The following is a 21,143-nucleotide window of genomic DNA, read 5'->3' as shown; positions in this document are numbered from 1 at the left end:
AATATAACCTGATATCAGAATGTTAAACCAAGTTTGAAACCAATCGGAATCACCCACGGCGTAACGTTGTAGCGCTCGATACCCTGCTTGAACTGGGTACCTGCCTGTGCACCCGACTCCTGCTGGAACGCCTGCTCGGGATCGATGCCAATCTTTGCTTTAGTCCAAAGGATGATGTTGCGGCTGTACACGGCGATGTTCGCATTCTGCAAACCGACGCGCTTCACGAATGCCGACGGAAGGTCGTATCCCAGCGAGATCTCACGCAGTTTGATAAATGACGCATCGAATGTAGCTGCACGGGTGAAATCCCATGGGTAATTGTCGCCGTACGGGATGTACTTCGTATCCGGGCCACCAAGGTTTTCGGTGTAGCCTGTAATTTCGCCGGCTTCGTTATACTGCGCAATCACGCCCGGGTTGAACACGGCGTAATCATACGTTTTATTGGCGTCCACAAACGGGAAGCCGCCATATTCCTTCGTCGGACCGCCTACGATATTGAATTTATTGCCCCGCACGACCACCTTGTCATTGTTCACAAGGTAGTTACGCAACTGGTCGCCCGTCATGCCGTTAGGATTGATCAGATTGTCCAGGAAACGCTGCGATTTGAGGTCAGATTCACTGTAACGATAAGTTTGCGACACGAATTCGCCGCCCTGCCGCCAATCGAACGACATATTCAGGCTGAAACCTTTGTAGGACAATGACGTCTGTAAGCCCATTAGGAAGTCGGGATTAAAGTTACCGATCTTATTGCGCGTTTTAGAAGCCGCAACCGCCTGCCAGGAGCCGTTTTTATCCAGGATAGGATAACCGTAATAGGGCGAGTTCTTATCTGTAACAGTCACGAGTTCCGCATCGTAAATATCGCCGATCTGGTCGCCTACGTATGTCCAGGCACCACCTTTCGCATCGGTCCAAAGGGTGTAGAATTCGAGACCGTCAGAAAGCGACTTGATCGTCGTGCGGTTTCGCGACCAGTTGGCATTGATATCCCAGCGCCATCCATTCTTGTCAATCGGCGTGCCGCCCAGCGTCAGTTCAAGCCCTTTGCTCACGAGCAAGCCCGCATTGATATTTTTGGAGGAAAACCCGCTCGATCCCGGAAGTTTGGTCGGGATGATCTGGTTGCGGTTTTCTACCTGGTAGTAAGTAGCAGTGAGGCGTACTTTATTTTGGTAAAGGTTCAGATCCAGCCCGTATTCATAGGAAGTCGCGATTTCCGGTTTTAGGTCCGGAAGCAGAATCTGGCCCGATTTGGAAAGGCGCGTAACGCCATCCCAGGCACCTGCATTACCCAATGTAGCAAGCAGGTTGTAAGGCTGCGTATCGTTACCCACCTGCGCCCAGCTTCCTCTCAGTTTCAAAAGGCTGAGCTGACCAGGCATCGGGATCATCTCATTCAGGAGCACACTTAATGACGCGGACGGATAGAAGTACGAACGGTTGGCTTTCGGCAACGTACTCGACCAGTCGTTGCGGGCGGTCAAGTCGAGATACACCATATCTCTGAACCCTATATTAGCCAGTCCATACACGCTGAAAACCGCTCTTTCCGACAGGTAGCTTGAATAGTTAAGGTTTGCCGGAGCAATGTTCGACAGGGTATAGAGTCCCGGGATCACCAGCCCGGTTCCGTTGCGGCTCGCATTGGTGAGGTCCGTATTTTTCTGGTAACGGGTATTTCCACCACCGGATACCGACAAACTGAAGTTGCTGATGTCACGCTTGTAGCTCAAGAGGAAGTCGGCATTGCGCTCGAACCGCGACAGGTTGATTATGCCATAGCCGCCGCGGCTGTCGTTGGTGTAGCTGTTTCCGATTTTGGTTTCGCGCTGTTCGCGGTAGGTGTCGAGCGCGTAGCGTCCCATGAGGCTCAAATGCGGAGTGATCTGCCAGTCGGCTTTCACATTTCCGAAAACCCGGTCGCGCACGAAGCTGTTGTTGACCTCGTAGGCCAGGAACCACGGGTTGTTATAAGCACCCGGACCTTGCGAAAGTTGTTGCAAACCTTCCTGTCCCGGTACCCAATAGTTGCGCAGATCGCGGATATCGATATGCGGAGAGACGGCGTAAGCCCATTGCAACGGGTTGGTTCCGCGGTTCGTCGCCGGCCGGTTGTTGGAATTATTGCGGCTGAGATCCACATTCGTACTCAGGGTCAGCTTTTTACTAAGCTTGACAGACGAGTTGATGTTCAAAGAATTGCGGAATAAATCCGAGTTCGGGATTATGCCGCGGTTCGACATATTCGAATACGACAGGCGGTAGGCCACCAGGTCGTTGCTATTGGAAATTGCCACACCATTGGTGGTGGTTATGCCGGTACGCACAAAGTTTTTAACATTATCGGGATGCGAAACGAGCTCGGTCGGGATCGGATTGCCGTTAGCGTCCTTCGGGCTGTTCCATTGAATAGCCTTGTAGCCTTTATCGAGCTCGGGCCCAACTCCTCCGGCCGATTTCTCGTCGATTTGCAACACACCGTCCGGATACGGGTTGTTGTCCGGTGTAAATGGCAGGACACCAGTTGCAAACTTGTGGTGCATGTCCAGGTATTTGTAAGGCTTGTCAAAAACGGTGTTCGAATTCACGGACACCGTCATTTTCGTGGCCTTGCTGCCGCTTTTGGTGGTAATCAGAACCACTCCCCGACCGGCGCGCGAGCCGTAAAGTGCCGCAGCGTTCGGGCCTTTCAGGATCGACACGCTCTCGATGTCGTCCGGGTTAAGGCTTGAAATTGCATTTCCATAATCGACGCGGTTGTCGTTACCGATCTGACTGACGTTGTTCAACGTGTTCGCGATAGGGACTCCGTCGACCACGAAGAGCGGCTGGTTATCGCTGCTGAGGGATGTGGCACCGCGGATGATCATGCTAACCGACGAACCCGTGCCGCCAGTAGAACTGATCGTCACGCCCGGAACCCGGCCGGAAAGTGAGTTGAGGACGTTTTCCTGCGCTACGCGGCTGATGTCCTTTCCGTTCACCTCGGCTACCGAATAGCCCAGAGAGCGTTTTTCACGCGAAAGTCCCAAAGCCGTTACCACCGTTTCGTTGAGGGTTTCTACCCCCTCGGCCAGAACCACATTGATCACCGACTCGTTACCGACAGGTACCTCCTGGGTTTCATGCCCGATGTACGAGAAAACCAGCACAGGCATGCCGGCTTCATTAATATTGATCGAATAGTTACCGGAAGCGTCGGTGGATGTACCGACCTGCGAACCTTTGACCACAATACTGACGCCCGGCAACGCTGCCCCGTCGATTTTGGAAGTTACCTTCCCTTTGATGGTCTTGTCGACCATCGGTTTCCGCGCCATTGCAGGGGTGGCCAGAAAGACAGCCACGAAGCAGCTTAGAAGCAACCTTCGCAGGCTGACAGTAGAATTTGGATCCATAGTTTTCGTGTTTAAGGTGATGGGCACTGTACATGATATTGGGAAATAGGCTTATGTTAAAAATGAAAGCGCGACAGAACTTATATCATCCGTGTCAGAAATTATTTACAACAAAACGCTATGTATCAAGCGGGTAGCAGGTCACATTCCGAGGCAAATGCCGCGGAGGGAAAATTTTCCGAAATCCTGATTACATTACTTGGGCTGGTGTTTCAAAGGCTATTCAGGCGCGTTAACTTTTAGTGATTTTTGAACCAAACAAACGATAAAGGAGGTTGCGTTACGACTATTTCTTATTACAATTATCATGTCCCGGCTCCGTCGCCGGATCCGTTTTCGTTCAACAGGCGATTAAAATAGATTTCGAGGGCATCGGCGTACTTTTTTCGTTCCTCTTCATCGGTAATCCCGGCCAGCAGCTCCGCCAGCTCCCCCTCGGATATCCTGTTGCTGATTAGCTTATTAATCAATGTTTCTGCCCGGGAGAATGACATGGTGTTAGTTAGTTTTGGTATGTGAACAGGATACTCGCCGGGCAGCATATCAGACTACTATTTTTGCCTGGATTTTTTACAATTTTTACTACTTTTTTCCTAAGCGTTGGCTGAGCTGCATTTTCCTGGTTCCATTCGCAAAACCGGAGGGCGCATGGTTGTAAGCCAACGGTCGCGGATTACACGACATGGGCCGGTAAAAAACAGAGGCTACCCGGCAGCCCAATTTCCGTTAATTGAACGTTGTCATTCCCACCGAACCCCTATTTTTGCCAAAGTTTTACCATATTAACAGGAAGTATCGTTTCTATACCGAAACCGGGCCGTGAAGAATGAACCCTAAGAAGTGCTGTCAGGAGATTTACTTTCTGCTTTTTATCCTTTTGATTTCACATTTTGCCGCTGGCCAGACTGTCGTGGCAGACAGCGCGGGCAATGTGATCGTAGGCGATATCACGGTGGAAGGGAACCATCGTACCCGTACGGGAATCATCATGCGCGAGATGGCCATCCGGCGGGGCGACACGCTGACCACCGAACTGCTCGCGGAAAAACTCGAAATCGACCGCAGAAAGGTAATCAATACCAATCTGTTTATCACGGTCGACCTGCTCACAAAACCTAATCCCGACTCCATTCACACCGACATCCGCATTGTGGTGAAAGAGCGATGGTACTTTATTATGCTGCCCGTTTTCCAGTTGGCCGACCGGAATTTCAACGAATGGTGGTACGAACGCAAACGCGATTTGTCACGCACGACCTACGGCGTATATCTGAGCTACGGTAATGTCACAGGCCGCGCCGACAAGCTTCGTTTCCTGGCCGAATTCGGCTTTATTCCCAAGTTCGAGTTGGCATATACGTTGCCTTACATCGATAAAGCACAGAAGACAGGCATTACCGTCGGGACTTCCTACTCCATTAACAAAAACACCGCATTCAGGACATGGCGCGACAAACTGCAATATCTGAGCAGCGAGGAGATCAACCGCGAGCGGTTTTATACTTATGTTAGCGTAACACGCCGCAACAGGTATTACACTTTCCATTCATTGGACCTGCGGTGGAGCTACATGACGATTTCGGATACGATAGCGGCACTCAACCCCAATTATCTGCTGAATGGGGATAAACGGCAGCGTTATTTCCAGCTGACCTATACATACAGCTACGACAAGCGCGACAATGCCCAATATGCTTTGCAGGGGCAAACGGCAGGATTGCAGATTTCCAAAACCGGGCTGCTACGGTCCGACGACGTGAATACGCTGTATCTGTACGGTTCCTACCGCAAATTTATCCCGCTGGGCAAGAAGTTCTTTTTCAACACCAATGTTCGCGGGCGGCTTTCATTTCCCAAGCGACAGCCCTACACGCAGACCGTCGGCCTCGGCTACCGCAACGACCTCGTACGCGGGTATGAGTTGTACGTGATCGACGGACAGGATTACGCATTGATCAAGAATGAATTGAAATACAGACTATTTTCCATTCAAAAACATTTTTCGTTTATACCGGTCAGGCAGTTCAACACTATTCCGCTGGCTGCCTATATCAATACTTTCGCGGATGCGGGTTATGTAAAAAACAGCTATCCGGAGTTCAGCAATACGAAACTGGGAAACTCCATGCTGTACGGGGCGGGGGCGGGACTGGATGTGGTGACTTTCTATAATATCGTGGCCCGATTTAATGTTACGCTGAATGGCCTGGGCGAACGCAGGTTCTTTTTCAACCTTGCGCGGGAGTTCTAGGTCGTTTCCCGAAGCGATAAATATGTATAAATTGCAATTGAACTACCGTCGAATTAGTTATAAGGCACGATAATTTTTCAACTTTATTTAAACCGGATGACACAACCTCTACGCTTATGAATACGCTGAAAAACGGGGCCGCAATCCTCATTCTGGCACTGTTTGCCACGGCTTGCGACACTAAAACAAACGAAAAAACCGAAGCCGCAGCCGATTCCGTCGCGCTGCATGAACCCGCACCGGCGGATTTGAACAGCGACCAGTCCGCATTGTTGAAAACAATCCTCGGCCCTGCGGAACAAAAGCTCCGCAGGCACGGTTTTAAGAGGCATTGCATTCGGCGATCCCATCGCCAAAGTGAAAGCGACGGAAACGTTCGAGATGTTCGAAGAAACGCCCGACCATTTGGGTTACACCTCGGAAACCGCCCAACTGGAAACAATCGACGTACAGTATTTCCTGACGCCCGATAAAAAGGTGAACAAAATCACGATCGACGTTTATCTCAACAGTCCGGAAGCGACCAAACAGCTTTGGAACGCCAGCAAGCGGTATTTTAGCGAAACTTATTCTTCACCCAAAGAAGACGCCAAAAAGATTACCTGGAACAACAAGACCGTCCGGGTAGACATGGAGGATGTTTCGGAGGGAAAGGATTATGGCCTGAAATTTCAATTCTTTCCGGCCGACAAAAATGTACTGGCCGCTAAATAACACCTATGAAAACCAAAAGATCGATTATCCTGGGCGCATTGTGCCTCGTTGCCCTCAATGTTTGCGCACAAAAGCCGTCGAAGAAAGATGAAGTGATTAGTATTGAAACCGACAAAGGAACGATGCGTTTCATCCTTTTTGACGAAACGCCCAAGCACAAGGCCAACTTTATCAAACTCGCCAAAGAGAAATTCTATGACGGATTGCTCTTTCACCGCGTTATCGACGATTTCATGATCCAGGGCGGCGATCCAAATTCGCGCAATGCGAAGCCCGGTGAAATGCTCGGCCGCGGAGATAACGGTTATAAAATCCCGGCTGAGTTCAATGGAAAGTTGTTTCACCAGAAAGGCGCATTGGCCGCCGCCCGGGACAATAACCCCGCAAAGGAATCCAGCGGATGCCAGTTTTACATCGTAGAGGGCCGTAAATGGAGCAAGGCCGATCTGGAAAAGCAGTCTGCCCGCGCAGCCCGTAAATTGACCGACGATCAAAAGAAAGTTTATGAAACCATCGGGGGAACACCGCATCTGGATGGCGCATATACCGTTTTCGGGCAGTTGATCGACGGGATGGATGTGATCGATAAAATCGCGTCGGTCGATAAGGACGAGCGCGACCGGCCTGAAAAAGACGTGGCCATGAAAGTATCGGTCAAAAAAATGAAGAAGAAGAAGATTACCCGTAAATACGGCTGGAAATACGAAGCTTAACTTGGAAAAGAAAAAGATCCTGATCACCGGCTCCAACGGGTTGCTCGGACAAAAACTGGTGGAACTGCTGGTTTCAAAAGCACATATCGAGACGATTGCCACGGCCAGAGGTAGTAACCGCTTGCCTTTCAGCAGCGGTTACCGTTATATCGAAATGGACATTACCCGTCCGGAAACCGTTGATCAGCTGCTGGGAGCGGAACGTCCCGATGTAATCATCCATACTGCGGCTATGACCAACGTGGACCAATGCGAAACGGAAAAGGACGCCTGCTGGAAACTGAATGTAACGGCCACCGAAACGCTCGTCGCCGCCTGCGCGAAGTACGGAATTTTCCTCGTGCACGTTTCAACCGACTTCGTTTTCGACGGAACCTCCGGCCCTTACCGTGAACAGGATATTCCGAATCCGATCAGTTTTTACGGTTGGAGCAAATACGCTGCCGAAAAGGCCGTCATGTCGTCCGACATTGACTGGGCGATTGCACGCACGGTGCTCGTGTACGGCGTCGCGCACGACATGAGCCGGAGCAATATCATCCTTTGGGTAAAAAAATCATTGGAAGAGGGAAAGGCGATTAAAGTCGTAACCGATCAGTTCCGCACCCCTACACTTGCCGAAGACCTTGCGACGGGCTGTTTTCTGATCGCCGACCAGGAGGCGAAAGGCATCTATCACATTTCGGGGAAAGACTTTCTGACTCCTTACGACATGGCGATTATGACCGCGGAACACTTTGGTCTGGACGCTTCGCTGATTTCGCCTACGGATGCGTCCGCTTTCACGCAACCGGCCCGAAGACCGCCGAGAACTGGTTTCAATCTTACGAAATCGAGGAATGTGCTGGGATATGAGCCACATTCATTTCGCGAAGGGATCGAGATTTTGGCCGGGCAAATTTGAGTTTTTAATGCCACGAAGGCACGAATTTACACGAAGCATATTCGTGCCTTCGTGGCATCTTTTACTTTTCTATATCAGCCAGATTCAAAATAAAGCCAGGAAATAGCGGCTCTCCTGAAAGTTGAATATCAAGACTTGAATATTCAACGATGGCACGCTCGGGTTCATAAACATATGCTTTCTTTCCATACCGGTCGATCAGCCAGGCAAGGCGACAGCCATTGGCCAGATATTCCTGCATTTTATTTTGCAGGTAAATGAGGCTATCCGATTTTGAGCGGACTTCAATCACAAAATCGGGGCACAATGGAGCGAAGCGCTCTTGCTCGTCCCTCGACAGAGCATCCCATTTTTCATGGCTCACCCAGGCCACATTCGGCGAACGGACGGCGCGGTTCGGGAGTGTAAACCCGGCCGAAGGACCGAAAGCCTTCCCCGGAATTTTGTTTTCGCGCAGCCATGTGCCGAAAATAGTAGAAATTTCAAAATTAAAGCTGTCTGAAAAACATCCCGCAGGTGACATAAAGATAATGTTGCCTTCGCTGTCACGCTCCAAGTTCAGCGTATCGTTCATCTGGCAGAAACGAAAAAATTCGTCCTCGCTCATGATATCTCCTACAATGAATGTAACAGGCATGTCCATAACTTAACGATGTCCTGGAAGTCTTTCAATAATGTAAATCAAATATAACGAATTTGCCGCAAAGGCCTGACGGCGGCTAACAGCCGATTTTCATAGGTTCAACCATAAGTACCAACTGCCAGCCGCCGCTTTTCTGTGGCTCAAATTAATTATACAATAACTCATAATATTCCCTCGCCATCCGGTCCGAGTTGAATGGTTCCGAAACGTCATTCATACTATTCAAAATCATCTGCCGCCATTTCTGTGGCGCATTGTAGTAGGTCGGAATGACGGTGCGTTCCAGCGTTTCCATCAGGTTATCGCAGTCCTGTTTGTTAATACCCTCCCCTTTGGCAACCGGCAACAGAAATGCATTATGCCCGTCCCTCGCGAATTCGCAGATCCAGCCATCGAAGGTCGACAGGTTCAGGGCGGCATTCATAGCGGCTGTCATCCCGCTGGTCCCCGACGCCTCGCGTGTAACTACGGGGGTATTGAGCCACACGTCCGCGCCGTCTTTCAGCATTTTCGAAAGCGCCAGTTCATAGCCCGTCAATACTGCCATATTGGGAAAAAGATGGCTGAGATAAAACAAATGGTTAAACGTCCCGACGGCCCCCTCATCTTTCGGATAAGGCTTTCCGGCCCAGATAATCTGCACCGGCTGGTTTTTGTTTCCCATGATCCGCTTAAACCGCTCTATGTCCCATACGAGCATATCCGGCCGCTTGTAAGCCGCAAATCGCCGTGCCCAGACGATCGTCAATACGTCGGGGTCGAAAAGCTTCCCGCTCTGGTCGGCGACTGTTTTGAATAAAACTCTTTTCAGTTCCTTCTTTCGTGCCGCTATCGCATCGACATCACCGGCCAGCCTTGCTTTTTCCAGTGCCGGATCTACCCAGTAAGCATTATTCTGTGCATTGGTGATGTGCCCGATCGGCGCGATCCCGGGATATGCCTTCCACATTTTTCTCGAAACTTCGCCGTGCAGTTTCGACACCCCATTTGCCTTTCGACTCAAATTCAATGCTGCAAGCGAATGGTTGAAAACGCCGTCGCGGATGCCGCTGAGCTTCCGCACCGTTTCCAGATCGATGCCCGAGAAGAACCCGAGTTTTTCCAGAAAATGAATGTCGTGTTTTTCGTTACCGGCTTCTTCGGGGGTATGGGTTGTAAAAACCACCCTCTTCCGGACCTCAGCAGCACTTTTATATTGATTATACAAATGAAAAACCGCCGAAACCGCATGTGCTTCATTCAAATGATAGACGTTCGGCTCATATTGCAGCGCTTCCAGCAACCGGGCTCCGCCGATGCCCAGCACCATGCATTGCGCTACTTTATAAGTCACGTCGGCGTCGTATAACGAATAGCTGATCGCCCGCGTCGATTCGTCGTTACCGTCCGTGTCCGTAGTCAGGAGGAATAACGGGGCCGAGCCGAATGTTTCCGGATCGAGGTAATAGGCGGCTACCCATACGTCCTTTCCCATGAGCGGTATCTGGAAACGGATTTGAGTGTCGATCAGATAAGAATACATTTTCTCCCGGAACTCTGGCTGCATGCTGCCGTCCTTTTTCCGGCCCTGATCGTAATAGCCGTATTTCCACAGCACTCCGATGCCGATCAGGTTCTGTTTGAGCGCGTATACGCTCCGCATATGCGAGCCTGCGAGAAAGCCCAGTCCGCCGGAATAGATCTTTAAAGCCTGATCAATGGCGAACTCCATAGAAAAATAGGCAACTGATTTCTGGTATTTTTTATCCGCCGTAAATGGATGCTGGTAGGGAAGAGAGAAAGTTTGTTGTGACATTACAAGTAATTTTAATAAAACAAAAAAAGGTGCGGGACCGACCCCGCACCCATTATCTTCCAAAGAGGCGTGCCCAGAAGCCCTTGGCCTTCGTTTTCGTCTCGACAACCTTTTCCGATGTTTCCTCTTTCAGTTCCGCTATTTCTTCGGCGGCTTTCGCTTTGAGCTCCGCAGCCTTGGCCTGCGCTTCGGCCAGTTTCTCTGCCGCGGCTTCCCTGGCGTCCGCGTATGCTTCGGCAGCATCTTCCCTGATGTCTTCGAATTTATCGGTAGCGGCCTCTTTGATATCTTCAAATTTGCCCGCCGCAGCTTCTTTTATATCAGCAAACTTGTCGGTGGCCGCTTCCTTGAGATCGTCCAGCTTGTCGGTAGCGGCGTCCCGGATTCCCGCCAGCTTCGCTGCGAAACCCGACTGTACTTCTTCTGCTTTTGCAGCTACTTCTTCTTTCGCCGTCTGCGCTTTGGCGGCTACCGCCTCTTTGGCTTCGCCAACTGCCTCTTTTAGCGGCCTCCGCTTTCTCGCTGATTACCTCCTCTACTTCCGTGGTTTTGGTCTCCGCTTGCGCTTTCAGGTCGTCCAGCGTTTCGTAAACTTCGGTTTTAATGCCGTCGGCGGCCTCTGCCGCCTCCTTCGCTTTGTCCTCCGCCTTCGTTTCAAGCGCGGCAGCTTCTTCTTTCACAACCTCCTTCGCCTCATCCTTGATTTCCAGCACTTCTTCCACGATCTCGTCTTTGGCATCGGCCCCCGTGGATACGGTTGCAGTGGTTTTGAGCTCTTCAACTTTATTTTCCAGCGATTCTTTCGCTTCTTCTGGTGTAGGTTCGGTATTCTCAGCCATGGGAAATCAGGTTTTAAAGTAAGAACTGTTGATACGATGAATGCGTAAGCTACAAAGGAGTTCCCAAGGTTGCAAGCAATTCGGGCAGCTTTCTGTTACGTTAAACGTCTAATCATCAAATTTTTAACCAACTCATAAAATGGTTCCGGCTGCATGGTGCGCCAGTTATCGAGGTGCAGCGTACCACCGAAATTGATGTAATAATCGAGCCTGTACTTCTTCCATTGCTCCTCCACGTGTTCCCGGAAGTTGATCGCCACGATCCAGCCGTCCTCCACATCGTCGAACCATTCTGCGTAGTAGTCGTCCTCGTTGCCGCCATGGAAATCGAGTACATTTTCGCCCATGAGAATAAACTGGTTAATGCCCTGGCCTACGAGCGGGTCTATCACCTGCCGTTTCAGGAACATAATGTCGTTATGCAATGCGTCGTTCCATTCCCCGAACATTTCGACAATCACGAAATGTCTTTGGTAATCCGCGAAAAGGATTTTCACATACAATGTCTCCGAACCGATATCGTCCCAAAGCGGATGAATATAGTAGCCGTAGATCGCGTTCTCGTAATAATCAAGGTTATAAGTCCTGCCATAGAACGGCGAGCGTTCATCGTGGCTGGCTACATAATGCTTTTCCCAATTATAATAGGGTTCTAATTCCTGCATGGCGACGGTTGGGATAGGGTAAAAACGAATACAAATGAAAACAGAAAAGGTGTGCTCCGTGTTACCAATCGTTTAAAGGATTTAAAATTATTATACCGGACGAATTACCTGTTGCCGGCAGGCGGTCCTGAGAATATAGCCCGGGCAGCGCTCATGGGAGCGGCCACTGTGCCCAATAACCTTACCTCCAAAAAGGAGCATTGTCACCGGTTGAACCGCGGATTTGTCATTAAAGAATATAAAAAAGGCCGCTCCCTGCATGGAAGCGGCCTGACTCATTATATGCTGAAATCTTACAACTCGCGGATCCAGATGTTCCGGAAGCTGGTAGTATTGTTGTGGTCCTGCAATTTGATCGGGCCCTTGCCATGCGGCTCGATCGTCGGCTGACCAATATAAGGGGTCGTTCCCTGGATGGCCGTGTGGTTTTGCACCAATACCCCGTTGTGGATCACGGTAATATATGGCGGATGTGTCATCTGACCGTCTTTATTGAAATGCGGCTGGGTATAGATCACATCGTAGGTCTGCCATTCGCCCGGGCCAACGGAAGCATTCACGAGCGGCATGGTTTGCTTGTAAATCGATCCGGCCTGGCCGTTGGAATAAGTCGGGTTATTATAGCTGTCGAGTACCTGCAATTCGTAGATTCCCTGCATAAAAATACCGCTGTTACCACGACCTTGCCCGTTTCCGTCCACTTTCGCGGGGGTTCTCCATTCGATGTGCAGCTGGTAGTCGCCGAACGTCTGCTTTGTTTGAATATCGCCTGATTTGGGTGCAACGGTCATAGCGCCGTCGGCTACCGTCCAGGGTGCTGCCGATTTGCCGTCCTTGCCCGAAACCCATTGATCGAGGTTTTTACCATCGAACAGAATGATCGCGTCGGAGGGCGCCGTGAAGCCGGAAACGGCCGAAGAACTTTTACCGGGGGTTACAACACGGGGTACCGGATTCCACAATTCGCTGGATTCGGGTGTTTGCTTCGCAGGTTGCAGTTGCGCGTGTGCGGCGAAGGCAGCAGCCATGCTGAACGCGGTAAGCATCAATTTTTTCATTTGAAAGGTAACAGTTTTAGTCTAATAACTCTTTGATATCGTATCAAAACACAACATTAAGTAAAAAGCAGCAACAAAAAGGATTCTCATCTATATAAATGTAATTTTCCCGATTCTTATCGCGTAATTTGCAGGGCTAAAGGCATTCGTGGCCTGGATTGCTAATCTAAAACCGACTAAGCTTACTGCAAGTATGTTTAAAACCAACCGTTCACTTTTTCAATTAATCGCCTCTGGGGTAGCGGCCTTCGCCATGCATACCGCCTGCGCCCAGCAGCCCATTCCCCTCAACGACCTCAGTGCTTTTACGACCAAATCCAGTGACTGGAAAATCGTCGGTAACGCATCGGCGGATCTCTCCAAAGAAAATGCGCTGGTAACCAGCCCGGGCAAAGGCGTGCTGGCCTGCCTCCACGAAAAAGGCAAGTACGGCAGCGACTATGAACTGATTTCCAACTTCAAACATGGCGATCTCGACATTGAACTGGATTTCATGATGAGCAAAGGTTCCAACTCAGGAATCTATCTGCAAGGCAACTACGAAGTACAGCTTTTCGATAGCTGGGGTAAAAAAGGCGCTAAATACAACGACTGCGGTGGTATTTACGAGCGCTGGAACGACTCCAAACCCGAAGGTGAAAAAGGCTACGAAGGATATGCGCCACGCTTTAATGTGGCGAAAGCGCCGGGCTTGTGGCAGCATATCAAAATCTCCTATCAGGCTCCCCGTTTCGATGCCAATGGCAAGAAAATCGCGAATGCGGTGTTCCTTTCGGTGGTGCTGGACGGCGTTACAATCCATGAAAACGTGGAAGTAAGCGGCCCTACCCGCGGTTCACTGACGGCTGAGGACGTACCTATGGGCCCGATCCGCATCCAAGGCGACCACGGTTCGCTGGCAATCCGCAACATCGTGGTCAATAATTTTGACAAGAAACCGGCTACCCTTTCCGAATTGACTTACAAAACCTATTACGGTGCGCTGTCGGAAACGGAGGATCTCTCCAAGCTTACCCCCGCTGAAACCGGCAAATCGGAATCGCTGAACTGGGAAATTCTGAAAGAAAACAATAATTACTCTTACATATACAACGGCCGTTTCAATGCCCCTACCGAAGGCGAATATGTTTTCCGCTTGCAGGCTTCGGGTAACTCCTACCTGAAAATCGACGGCCAGAATGTGATCAAGCCCGAGTGGAAATCGAACAACGAGTTCCGTATCGGCAAAGTAAACCTGAAAGCCGGCGACCATATGCTTGAAGTTTTCAATAACAAAAGAGACGGCTGGATGCGTCCGGTATTGGGCCTTTGGGCCAGCGGACCGGGCTTCCGCGAGGTAGCTTACCACGCCAAGAGCTCTGCGATGGGCGGCGGCTCTGCCGACCCGATCCTGATCCAGGCGCCTACCAACACCATTACCCGCTCCTTCATGGATTTCAGGAAGGACGAAAAAGCCAAAAGAACACGCGTAGTGCATGCCGTATCTGTGGGAAGCCCTGCGAGCCTGCATTATACGTATGACCTCGACAAAGGCGCGATCCTGCAAGTTTGGCGCGGCGAGTTCCTCGATGCAACCCCGATGTGGCACGACCGAGGCGACGGTTCTTCCCGCCCGCGCGGTAGCGTGACTTTGCTTGGCGACGACATGTTTTTGGGTAAATCAGGTAAATCAAAATGGGAAGCGGATACGACCGGCAGCGGTTACCGCCCGAAAGGTTATGTATTGGATGACGCGGATGTGCCTACCTTCCAGTACCAGGCATTCGGCTCGGCGATTACCGACTATATTTCGGTCGTAAATAACCAGTATTTCGAGCGCATTGTGAAGGTGAACAACCCCGCAAAAGACCTCGTGGCACGCCTGGCAGACGGCTCTTCCATTGAAAAAATCTCGGAAGGACTTTATGCGGTGGATGACAAATCGTACTACATCCAGCTGGCCGACAAAAAACTTAAACCGGAAATCAGAGGCGCCAAAGGCGAGCAGGAACTCATCGTGCCTGTGTCCAATGGCGAAGTGAAGTACTCTATCCTGTTCTGATTTTAACCTTATTATTCCTGATTGAACAATGAAAAAACTTGCTCATATAGCATTTGCTCTTTTGGCCTCACTGTGTACGCTGAAAGCGCAGGAGTCCCCGAAAGAAGAAGATTTTTACAAGATTATCACCCCGCCGATTCCGGAGGGTATTATCCTTGAAGTTGGCGGTCTGACAACCCTGCCAAATGGTTCCCTGGCGATTTCAACCCGTCGTGGTGAAGTTTGGATCGTGGACAACCCAACCAGCCGCACGCCGTATTTCCGCAAATTCGCGACCGGTTTGCATGAAATCCTGGGTTTGGCTTATAAAGAGGGTGCATTGTATTGTGCACAGCGCGGCGAACTGACCAAGCTCGTTGACAAAAACGGCGACGGCAAGGCGGACGTTTACGAAACGGTTTACGCATGGCCACTGTCGGGTCACTATCACGAATATTCGTTCGGTCCTAAACTGGCTCCGGATGGCAGCTTTTTCGTGAGTGGCAACGTGGCGTTCGGTGACGAAGAATGGTGGAGAGGCGAAAGCCGTGTACCTGGCCGTGGCTGGATATTCCACATTACCAACGACGGAAAATATGAACCATGGGCAACGGGTGTACGCTCCCCAGCGGGTATCAGCATGCTGAACGGCGAGCTGTTCTATACCGACAACCAGGGCGACTGGATGGGTACGGGCGGTATTTTCCAGGTTAAAAAAGGTAGTTTTATGGGCCACCCGGCAGGTTTGAAATGGGCGGGCCTTCCGAACTCACCTGTTAAACTGACTGAAAAACAGTTCTTCGCAGAGCGTGATAACCGTCAGCACAAAGACGCGAACGGACGCGCTATCAAGCCTGAGAACACATTGGGAGAAGAACCACAGTTCCTGTACCAGCTGAAACAGAAATACGACATGGTACAACTTCCGGCCGTATGGTTGCCTTACGGCGTACACGGCGTTTCGACGTCGGAACTCATTCTGGACGATACAAAAGGGAACTTTGGTCCGTTCACAGGCCAGGTTTTCGTGGGCGATCAGGGACAAAGCAACATTATGCGTGTTGTTTTGGAAAAAGTGAAGGGCGAATACCAGGGAGCCAGCATTGGCTTCCGCAGCGGATTCCAGTCCGGGGTACTTCGTATGGCGTTCGATAAGGACGGATCGATGTTCGTAGGTGAAACCAACCGTGGCTGGGGATCGGCCGGCGACGCCAACCAGGGCTTGCAGCGCCTGGTATGGAACGGTAAAATGCCATTCGAAATGTACACTGTGAAAGCACAGCCTGACGGCTTCGAAATCGAATTTACGATGCCGGTTGACCGCAAATCGGCCGAGGACCTGGATTCTTACAAAGTGAGTAGCTACCTCTACAAGCATTACCCCGTTTACGGCAGCCCGCAGATCAACCTGGAAGACGTGAAGATTACCGGCGTGAAAGTGTCCGACGATAATAAGAAAGTGCGTATCGTACTCGAAGGAATGCGTCAGTATTATGTACACAAAATCTCGCTGGAAGGCATTCGCTCGGCTACCAACAGCTGGTCGCTGGTGCACCCCGACGCATATTACACGCTGAATAACATTCCCGATGGAGAAAAGCTGAAAGTTTCCGAACTGAAAACAACGCGTTCGGGCAAAGCCCAGGCCTCGGTTTCCACGGAACCTGCGAAAGAGCATGTTTCTCCGGATGGTAAAGGCAAAGCAACTCCCGCGAAAGCCGGTGCAACGGCCAAAGCGCCAACCTGGGAAGAAGTAAAGCCATTGCTGGCCAAAAATACTTGCCTTGCCTGCCACGCACCCGACAAGAAAGTAGTGGGTCCATCCTATGCCGATGTCGCGAAACGTAAATACAGCAACGAGAAGATCGTAGAACTGATTTACGCGCCGAAGCCCGAAAACTGGCCTGACTACGCCACTCCTATGGCGCCTATGCCTCAGGTCCCCAAGGCGGAAGCTGCTAAAATCGCGGCGTGGATCAACTCGCTTGCGAAATAATTGCATAGCCGGGCCTCGTCCGAACAGACTATAAAAGGCTGCTTCCGTAATGGAGGCAGCCTTTCCTATTGAATGTCAGCTTGTTTACATTAAAATTTATTACATTATATTCACATTGAAATCAGACTAATGCATGAGCTGCGGCACGTTTTACCTCTGAAAATGCGTTAGTTGGTATTGAATGCGACCAAAACTATGTCTACTCTGCGTGGCCCGTCTTTTTTGAAATCGGTGAAAGGAAAGATCTTCCTCGGCTTTTTCATAGCTTCACTGGCATTGGCAGCGTCCTGGATTACCAGCAAGCTGGCGTTCGACAATATGCTGACGACGCTGGAAACACTATCGACACCGGACGATAAAATGCGCCTGGTGAACAAAATCTTCCGCGATATCCTCACCCTCGACCACCTTCAGAACGAGCGTAAACTGAAAGGCGAAGAACTGGACGACGAGGTTCTTGCCCAATCTGTCGAACTGATCGCCACGCTCGATACTTTGAACGACCGGAGCCTTGGCGACGAAATGCAGATGATCCGGATCGATTCCATGAAGAAAATCCTGAAGGAACGGGAAAAAATATACGGAGATTATGTAAAAGTCCGCTCGCAACTCGTGACTAACAAGGACCTGGAAGATGAAGTCAAATCCATCTCCGGATTGATTACAACCAAAACAAGGCCGGATAGCACGGTTGTGAAAACGGAAAAACGCACCACTACAACCACCGTCTACACCGAGGTCCCCGACACCACCCAGAAAGCCAGCGAGAAGAAAGGCTTTTTTGGCCGCGTTTTCGGGGGGGAACAAGAAAAGTAAAAAGCCTGCCCCCGAACCGACTAAAATGGTGCAGAAGCAGGAAGTCAACGTTCAGGTGGATACAATCCGCATTGCCAAGCAGGATAGCACCATCGAGAAGGTCGGCGAAGCGGTTCACGCCATAGAAAAGTCGCAAAAGAAGCGGACAGTCAGCTTCGTAGACAGGGAGCAGGAGCTTGCCACAGCCGGTAATTCACTGGTAAAACAGCTGCTCGACATGATGCACCAGGTTGAAAGGGAGGTCATCAAGGAATCCGACAAAAGCAGCGCCCAGGCAAGGCAGATCGTGGAAGGCAGTATCAACTATCTCGAATGGATCATGCTGGGCTTCTTTTTCCTAACCGCCGTGATGGCCTACCTAATTTTCGCGGATATTTCCAAAAGCAACGAATACCGCCGGCAGCTCGAAGAGGCCAAAGAGGAAGCCGAATACCACAGCATGGCCAAGCAGCGCTTCCTGGCCAATATGAGCCATGAAATCCGAACGCCGCTGCAATCCATCATCGGATACGCGGAGGCATTGAAAAACGAAGAAAAACCCCGGAAACAGGACCTCGAAACGTTGCATTCGGCTTCCGAACATCTACTGTACCTCGTGAATGAGGTACTCGATTACAGCCGCATCATTTCCGATCGTTTCACATTCGAGGACAGGGTGTTTTCCATCAACCAGCTTCTCAATGAAGTGGTGCAGGTACTAAGGCCAAATGCATTGTCGAAAGGGCTCATATTAAGGCTTGAAAACAAGTTACCATCCAACCTGTACCTGCACGGCGACCCGTTCCGGTTGCGGCAGGTTCTGTACAATTTGCTGACAAATGCGATAAAATTCACCGAGAACGGTGAGGTAGTGCTGCGGGTTACGGGGCACGAAAACGGCAACCAGGTCAAGATCGAATACCAGATTTCCGACACTGGCATCGGGCTCTCGCAAGAACAGGTTGAGCGCATTTTTAACCAGTTCGAACAGGCCGACCCGTCCATCCAGCGCAGATATGGCGGTACGGGGCTCGGTCTCAGCATTGTGAAGGCATTGGTGGAGGGTATGTCCGGCAATATCCATCTCACCAGCAAACCCGGCGAGGGCACGACTTTTTTTGTAACCACCAGCATGAAAAAGGCAGAAACACTGGAACTGGCTGAGGAAGCACCGGAAAGAAGCTATCGGATCAACGGCAAGGTCTGGCTGGTAGACGACGATGCCTTCATTCTGAAGTGGTGCTCTTCCGTCCTTGAAATGAACGACATACCACATACTGCATTCTCATCGGCCGAAGAGGTCCTCAACCGGCCGTGGGACAATCAGGTGAAATTTCTTCTCACGGACATGCGTATGTCGGGCATGAACGGGGCCGAGCTCGTGAAACGGCTTCGGAAATCCGCTCCGGCCGACGTGAAATTTTTCGTACTCACCGCCCAGGCTTTACCGGAAGAACGCAAAAAACTGCTTGGAATGGGCTTCGACGGCTATTTAATGAAGCCTTTCCATTCCAAGGATCTGCTGGAACTTCTCGAATCGTCGTCGGTACCCGGATTACCGGTTCAGTCCGCTGAAAGTAATGCGGACAGGCCGGGGAACAATCTGGATTTCGATTTTTCGATGCTGAGCGAAATGACATTCGGCGACGAGGGCCTGTTGCGTGAAATACTCGACCAATTTGTCAAAGATTCCCGCACCGATATCGAATCGCTTCGGCAGCATATCGCCGCCAATGAACCCGAGCATGTACAGGAGCTCATGCACCGCATGGCCGGACGGACGGGCCAGATCGGCGCACGGGATTTGTCGGGCAGGTTCAGGAGCCTGGAAATAATGCTGCGCGAAAACCCATCGGAAGTCTCGGAAAAAGAAATGACGCAGGTCGTAAACGACGCTGCGTCCATGATTGAGCAAGTGGAGGAAAAAGCGCTCTCCTACTCGATATGATATTTTTCGATTTTGTAGTATAAAGTCTTGCGGTCGATATTCAGCAACTTCGCTGCCTTGCTTTTATTGTAGCGCACTTCCTGCAACACTTTTTCGATCATCTCTTTTTCGTGCGTTTCCTGCAATGCCTTCAAATCGGAGCCGGGCGCGGGTTTCTGCTGGTCTTCCATGGCCGTGATCATTTCCGACGGCAATGCGCTCAGCGTCGCCACTTCCTCTTTGGAAAGGAGGACCAGACGTTTGATCACATTGTTTAGCTCGCGGAGGTTACCAGGCCAGTCGTATTTTTGGAAAACGTCCATTACCTCTTTCGAAAGCTCCTTCACATTTCTGTCGAGTTCTTCATTGGCTTTCTCCACAAAATGCTGGACAAACAACGGCAAATCCTCTCCGCGCTTGCGTAATGCGGGTACTTCGATTTTGAACTCGTTCAAACGATGGTAGAGATCCTCGCGGAAATCGCCGGCGGCGGCGCTGGAAATAAGGTCTTCGTTCGTCGCCGCGATCAGCCGCACGTCTACCTTCACCTGCTGGGTACTTCCGATCGGGACGATAATGCGCTCCTGCAGGGCACGTAGCAACTTGATCTGCACATCGTAGCTCAAGTTCCCGATCTCGTCCAGAAAGAGAGTCCCACCGTCGGCCGCTTCGAACTGGCCGATTTTATCTTGCAACGCACCGGTAAATGCGCCTTTTTTATGCCCGAACAACTCGCTGGCCGCCAGGTCTTTTGGATAACGAACCACAGTCGATCGCGACAAAGGGACCGTCGGCTCGCTTGCTAAGGCGGTGAATCGACTTCGCTACGTGCTCCTTGCCCGTACCGCTCTCGCCCTGGATAATCACCGACATATCTGTAGGGGCTACCAGCCGGACGTACTCGAACAGCTGCTTGGCCACCTTGCTTTTACCCTCTATGTAATCGAGCGTCTGTTTTTCAGCCTTCGCATTACTTTTAGCCTTCGGCGCAGTTTTCACACTCGTAACTTCTCCCTTGTTTAGCGCTTCTCTCAGTACCATAAGCAATTCCTCCGGGTTTACCGGTTTTGTGATATAGTCGAAAGCTCCGATCTGCATGGCTGTCACGGCCGTCCTGACATCATGGAAACTGGTCATAATGAATGCCGGCGTACGGTTGCCCTCGCTTCTGAGTGTTTTGAGAAAATCCACAGAGTTACCATCGGGGAGCCGGTAATCGAGCATCAGCACTTCGAACGGCCCTTCGGCATTATTCCTTCCGAGCGCCTCCCGTGCCTCTTTGATATTTGTACAAACCTTTACCTGATGACCATGCTTGCCGAGGAAATTGGTGAGCAACTTTGAAAATGTGGAATCGTCTTCAACGAGGAGCAGATGAGCCATGGGTGATACTATTTCAGAAAATAAATATTA

General features: G+C 50.7%; 15 protein-coding genes and 1 pseudogene. 8 read left to right on the top strand and 8 right to left on the bottom strand.

What is annotated here, in order from left to right:
- Positions 1–14: 14 nt before the first annotated feature.
- Complete coding sequence (locus ABV298_RS17165; RefSeq protein WP_353717418.1) at positions 15–3,410, bottom strand: SusC/RagA family TonB-linked outer membrane protein; 3,396 nt, start codon at positions 3,408–3,410, stop codon at positions 15–17.
- Between the two features lie 305 nt (positions 3,411–3,715).
- Positions 3,716–3,904: a hypothetical protein gene (locus ABV298_RS17160; RefSeq protein WP_353717417.1), complete on the bottom strand. Its 189-nt coding sequence runs from the start codon at positions 3,902–3,904 to the stop codon at positions 3,716–3,718.
- Between the two features lie 332 nt (positions 3,905–4,236).
- Between ABV298_RS17160 and ABV298_RS17155 the strand changes: the two genes are divergently transcribed.
- The 4 genes from ABV298_RS17155 (at position 4,237) to rfbD (ending at position 7,992) form a co-directional block, all read left to right on the top strand.
- The gene (locus ABV298_RS17155) at positions 4,237–5,661 is read left to right on the top strand and encodes a BamA/TamA family outer membrane protein (protein ID WP_353717416.1); all 1,425 of its coding nucleotides are present in this window, start codon (positions 4,237–4,239) and stop codon (positions 5,659–5,661) included.
- Between the two features lie 357 nt (positions 5,662–6,018).
- Entirely contained in the window at positions 6,019–6,375 is a 357-nt protein-coding gene (locus ABV298_RS17150; RefSeq protein WP_353717415.1) for a hypothetical protein, read from the top strand.
- A gap of 5 nt (positions 6,376–6,380) precedes the next feature.
- Positions 6,381–7,088 carry a peptidylprolyl isomerase gene (locus ABV298_RS17145; RefSeq protein WP_353717414.1) on the top strand — a complete coding sequence of 236 codons (708 nt, stop codon included), beginning with the start codon at positions 6,381–6,383 and terminating at the stop codon, positions 7,086–7,088.
- A 1-nt stretch (position 7,089) separates the two neighbouring features.
- The gene (rfbD, locus tag ABV298_RS17140; protein ID WP_353717413.1) at positions 7,090–7,992 is read left to right on the top strand and encodes a dTDP-4-dehydrorhamnose reductase; all 903 of its coding nucleotides are present in this window, start codon (positions 7,090–7,092) and stop codon (positions 7,990–7,992) included.
- A 61-nt stretch (positions 7,993–8,053) separates the two neighbouring features.
- Here rfbD and ABV298_RS17135 read toward each other — a convergent pair whose 3' ends face one another.
- The 5 genes from ABV298_RS17135 to ABV298_RS17115 form a co-directional block, all read right to left on the bottom strand.
- Positions 8,054–8,599 (bottom strand): Uma2 family endonuclease, encoded by a 546-nt coding sequence (locus ABV298_RS17135; RefSeq protein ID WP_353723202.1) that lies wholly within the window; start codon positions 8,597–8,599, stop codon positions 8,054–8,056.
- 181 nt (positions 8,600–8,780) lie between these two features.
- A complete protein-coding gene (gene glgP / locus ABV298_RS17130; RefSeq protein ID WP_353717412.1) occupies positions 8,781–10,430 on the bottom strand; it encodes an alpha-glucan family phosphorylase in 1,650 nt (549 codons plus the stop codon).
- A gap of 320 nt (positions 10,431–10,750) precedes the next feature.
- Positions 10,751–11,269 carry a hypothetical protein gene (locus tag ABV298_RS17125; protein WP_353717411.1) on the bottom strand — a complete coding sequence of 173 codons (519 nt, stop codon included), beginning with the start codon at positions 11,267–11,269 and terminating at the stop codon, positions 10,751–10,753.
- Between the two features lie 95 nt (positions 11,270–11,364).
- Positions 11,365–11,934: a hypothetical protein gene (locus ABV298_RS17120; RefSeq protein WP_353717410.1), complete on the bottom strand. Its 570-nt coding sequence runs from the start codon at positions 11,932–11,934 to the stop codon at positions 11,365–11,367.
- 293 nt (positions 11,935–12,227) lie between these two features.
- Positions 12,228–12,992 (bottom strand): DUF1080 domain-containing protein, encoded by a 765-nt coding sequence (locus ABV298_RS17115; protein WP_353717409.1) that lies wholly within the window; start codon positions 12,990–12,992, stop codon positions 12,228–12,230.
- Between the two features lie 193 nt (positions 12,993–13,185).
- On the opposite strand from ABV298_RS17115, the gene ABV298_RS17110 reads away from it, so the two are divergent.
- The 4 genes from ABV298_RS17110 (at position 13,186) to ABV298_RS17095 (ending at position 19,751) form a co-directional block, all read left to right on the top strand.
- Positions 13,186–15,033, top strand: a complete 1,848-nt coding sequence (locus tag ABV298_RS17110) for a family 16 glycoside hydrolase (protein WP_353717408.1) — start codon at positions 13,186–13,188, stop codon at positions 15,031–15,033.
- Positions 15,034–15,061: 28 nt separating this feature from the next.
- A complete protein-coding gene (locus tag ABV298_RS17105) occupies positions 15,062–17,008 on the top strand; it encodes a c-type cytochrome (RefSeq protein ID WP_353717407.1) in 1,947 nt (648 codons plus the stop codon).
- Between the two features lie 195 nt (positions 17,009–17,203).
- Positions 17,204–17,824, top strand: coding sequence for a hypothetical protein (locus ABV298_RS17100; RefSeq protein WP_353717406.1), 621 nt, complete (start codon positions 17,204–17,206; stop codon positions 17,822–17,824).
- 25 nt (positions 17,825–17,849) lie between these two features.
- Positions 17,850–19,751, top strand: coding sequence for an ATP-binding protein (locus ABV298_RS17095; RefSeq protein WP_353717405.1), 1,902 nt, complete (start codon positions 17,850–17,852; stop codon positions 19,749–19,751).
- Here the strand turns inward: ABV298_RS17095 and ABV298_RS17090 are convergent.
- Positions 19,739–21,113 (bottom strand): annotated as a pseudogene (locus tag ABV298_RS17090) (sigma-54 dependent transcriptional regulator). The gene ABV298_RS17095 and the pseudogene ABV298_RS17090 sit on opposite strands and share 13 nt — an antisense overlap.
- Positions 21,114–21,143: the final 30 nt, after the last annotated feature.

Source organism: Dyadobacter sp. 676, from assembly GCF_040448675.1.
Lineage (GTDB): Bacteria > Bacteroidota > Bacteroidia > Cytophagales > Spirosomataceae > Dyadobacter.
This window is presented reverse-complemented; position numbering and strand designations above follow the sequence as displayed.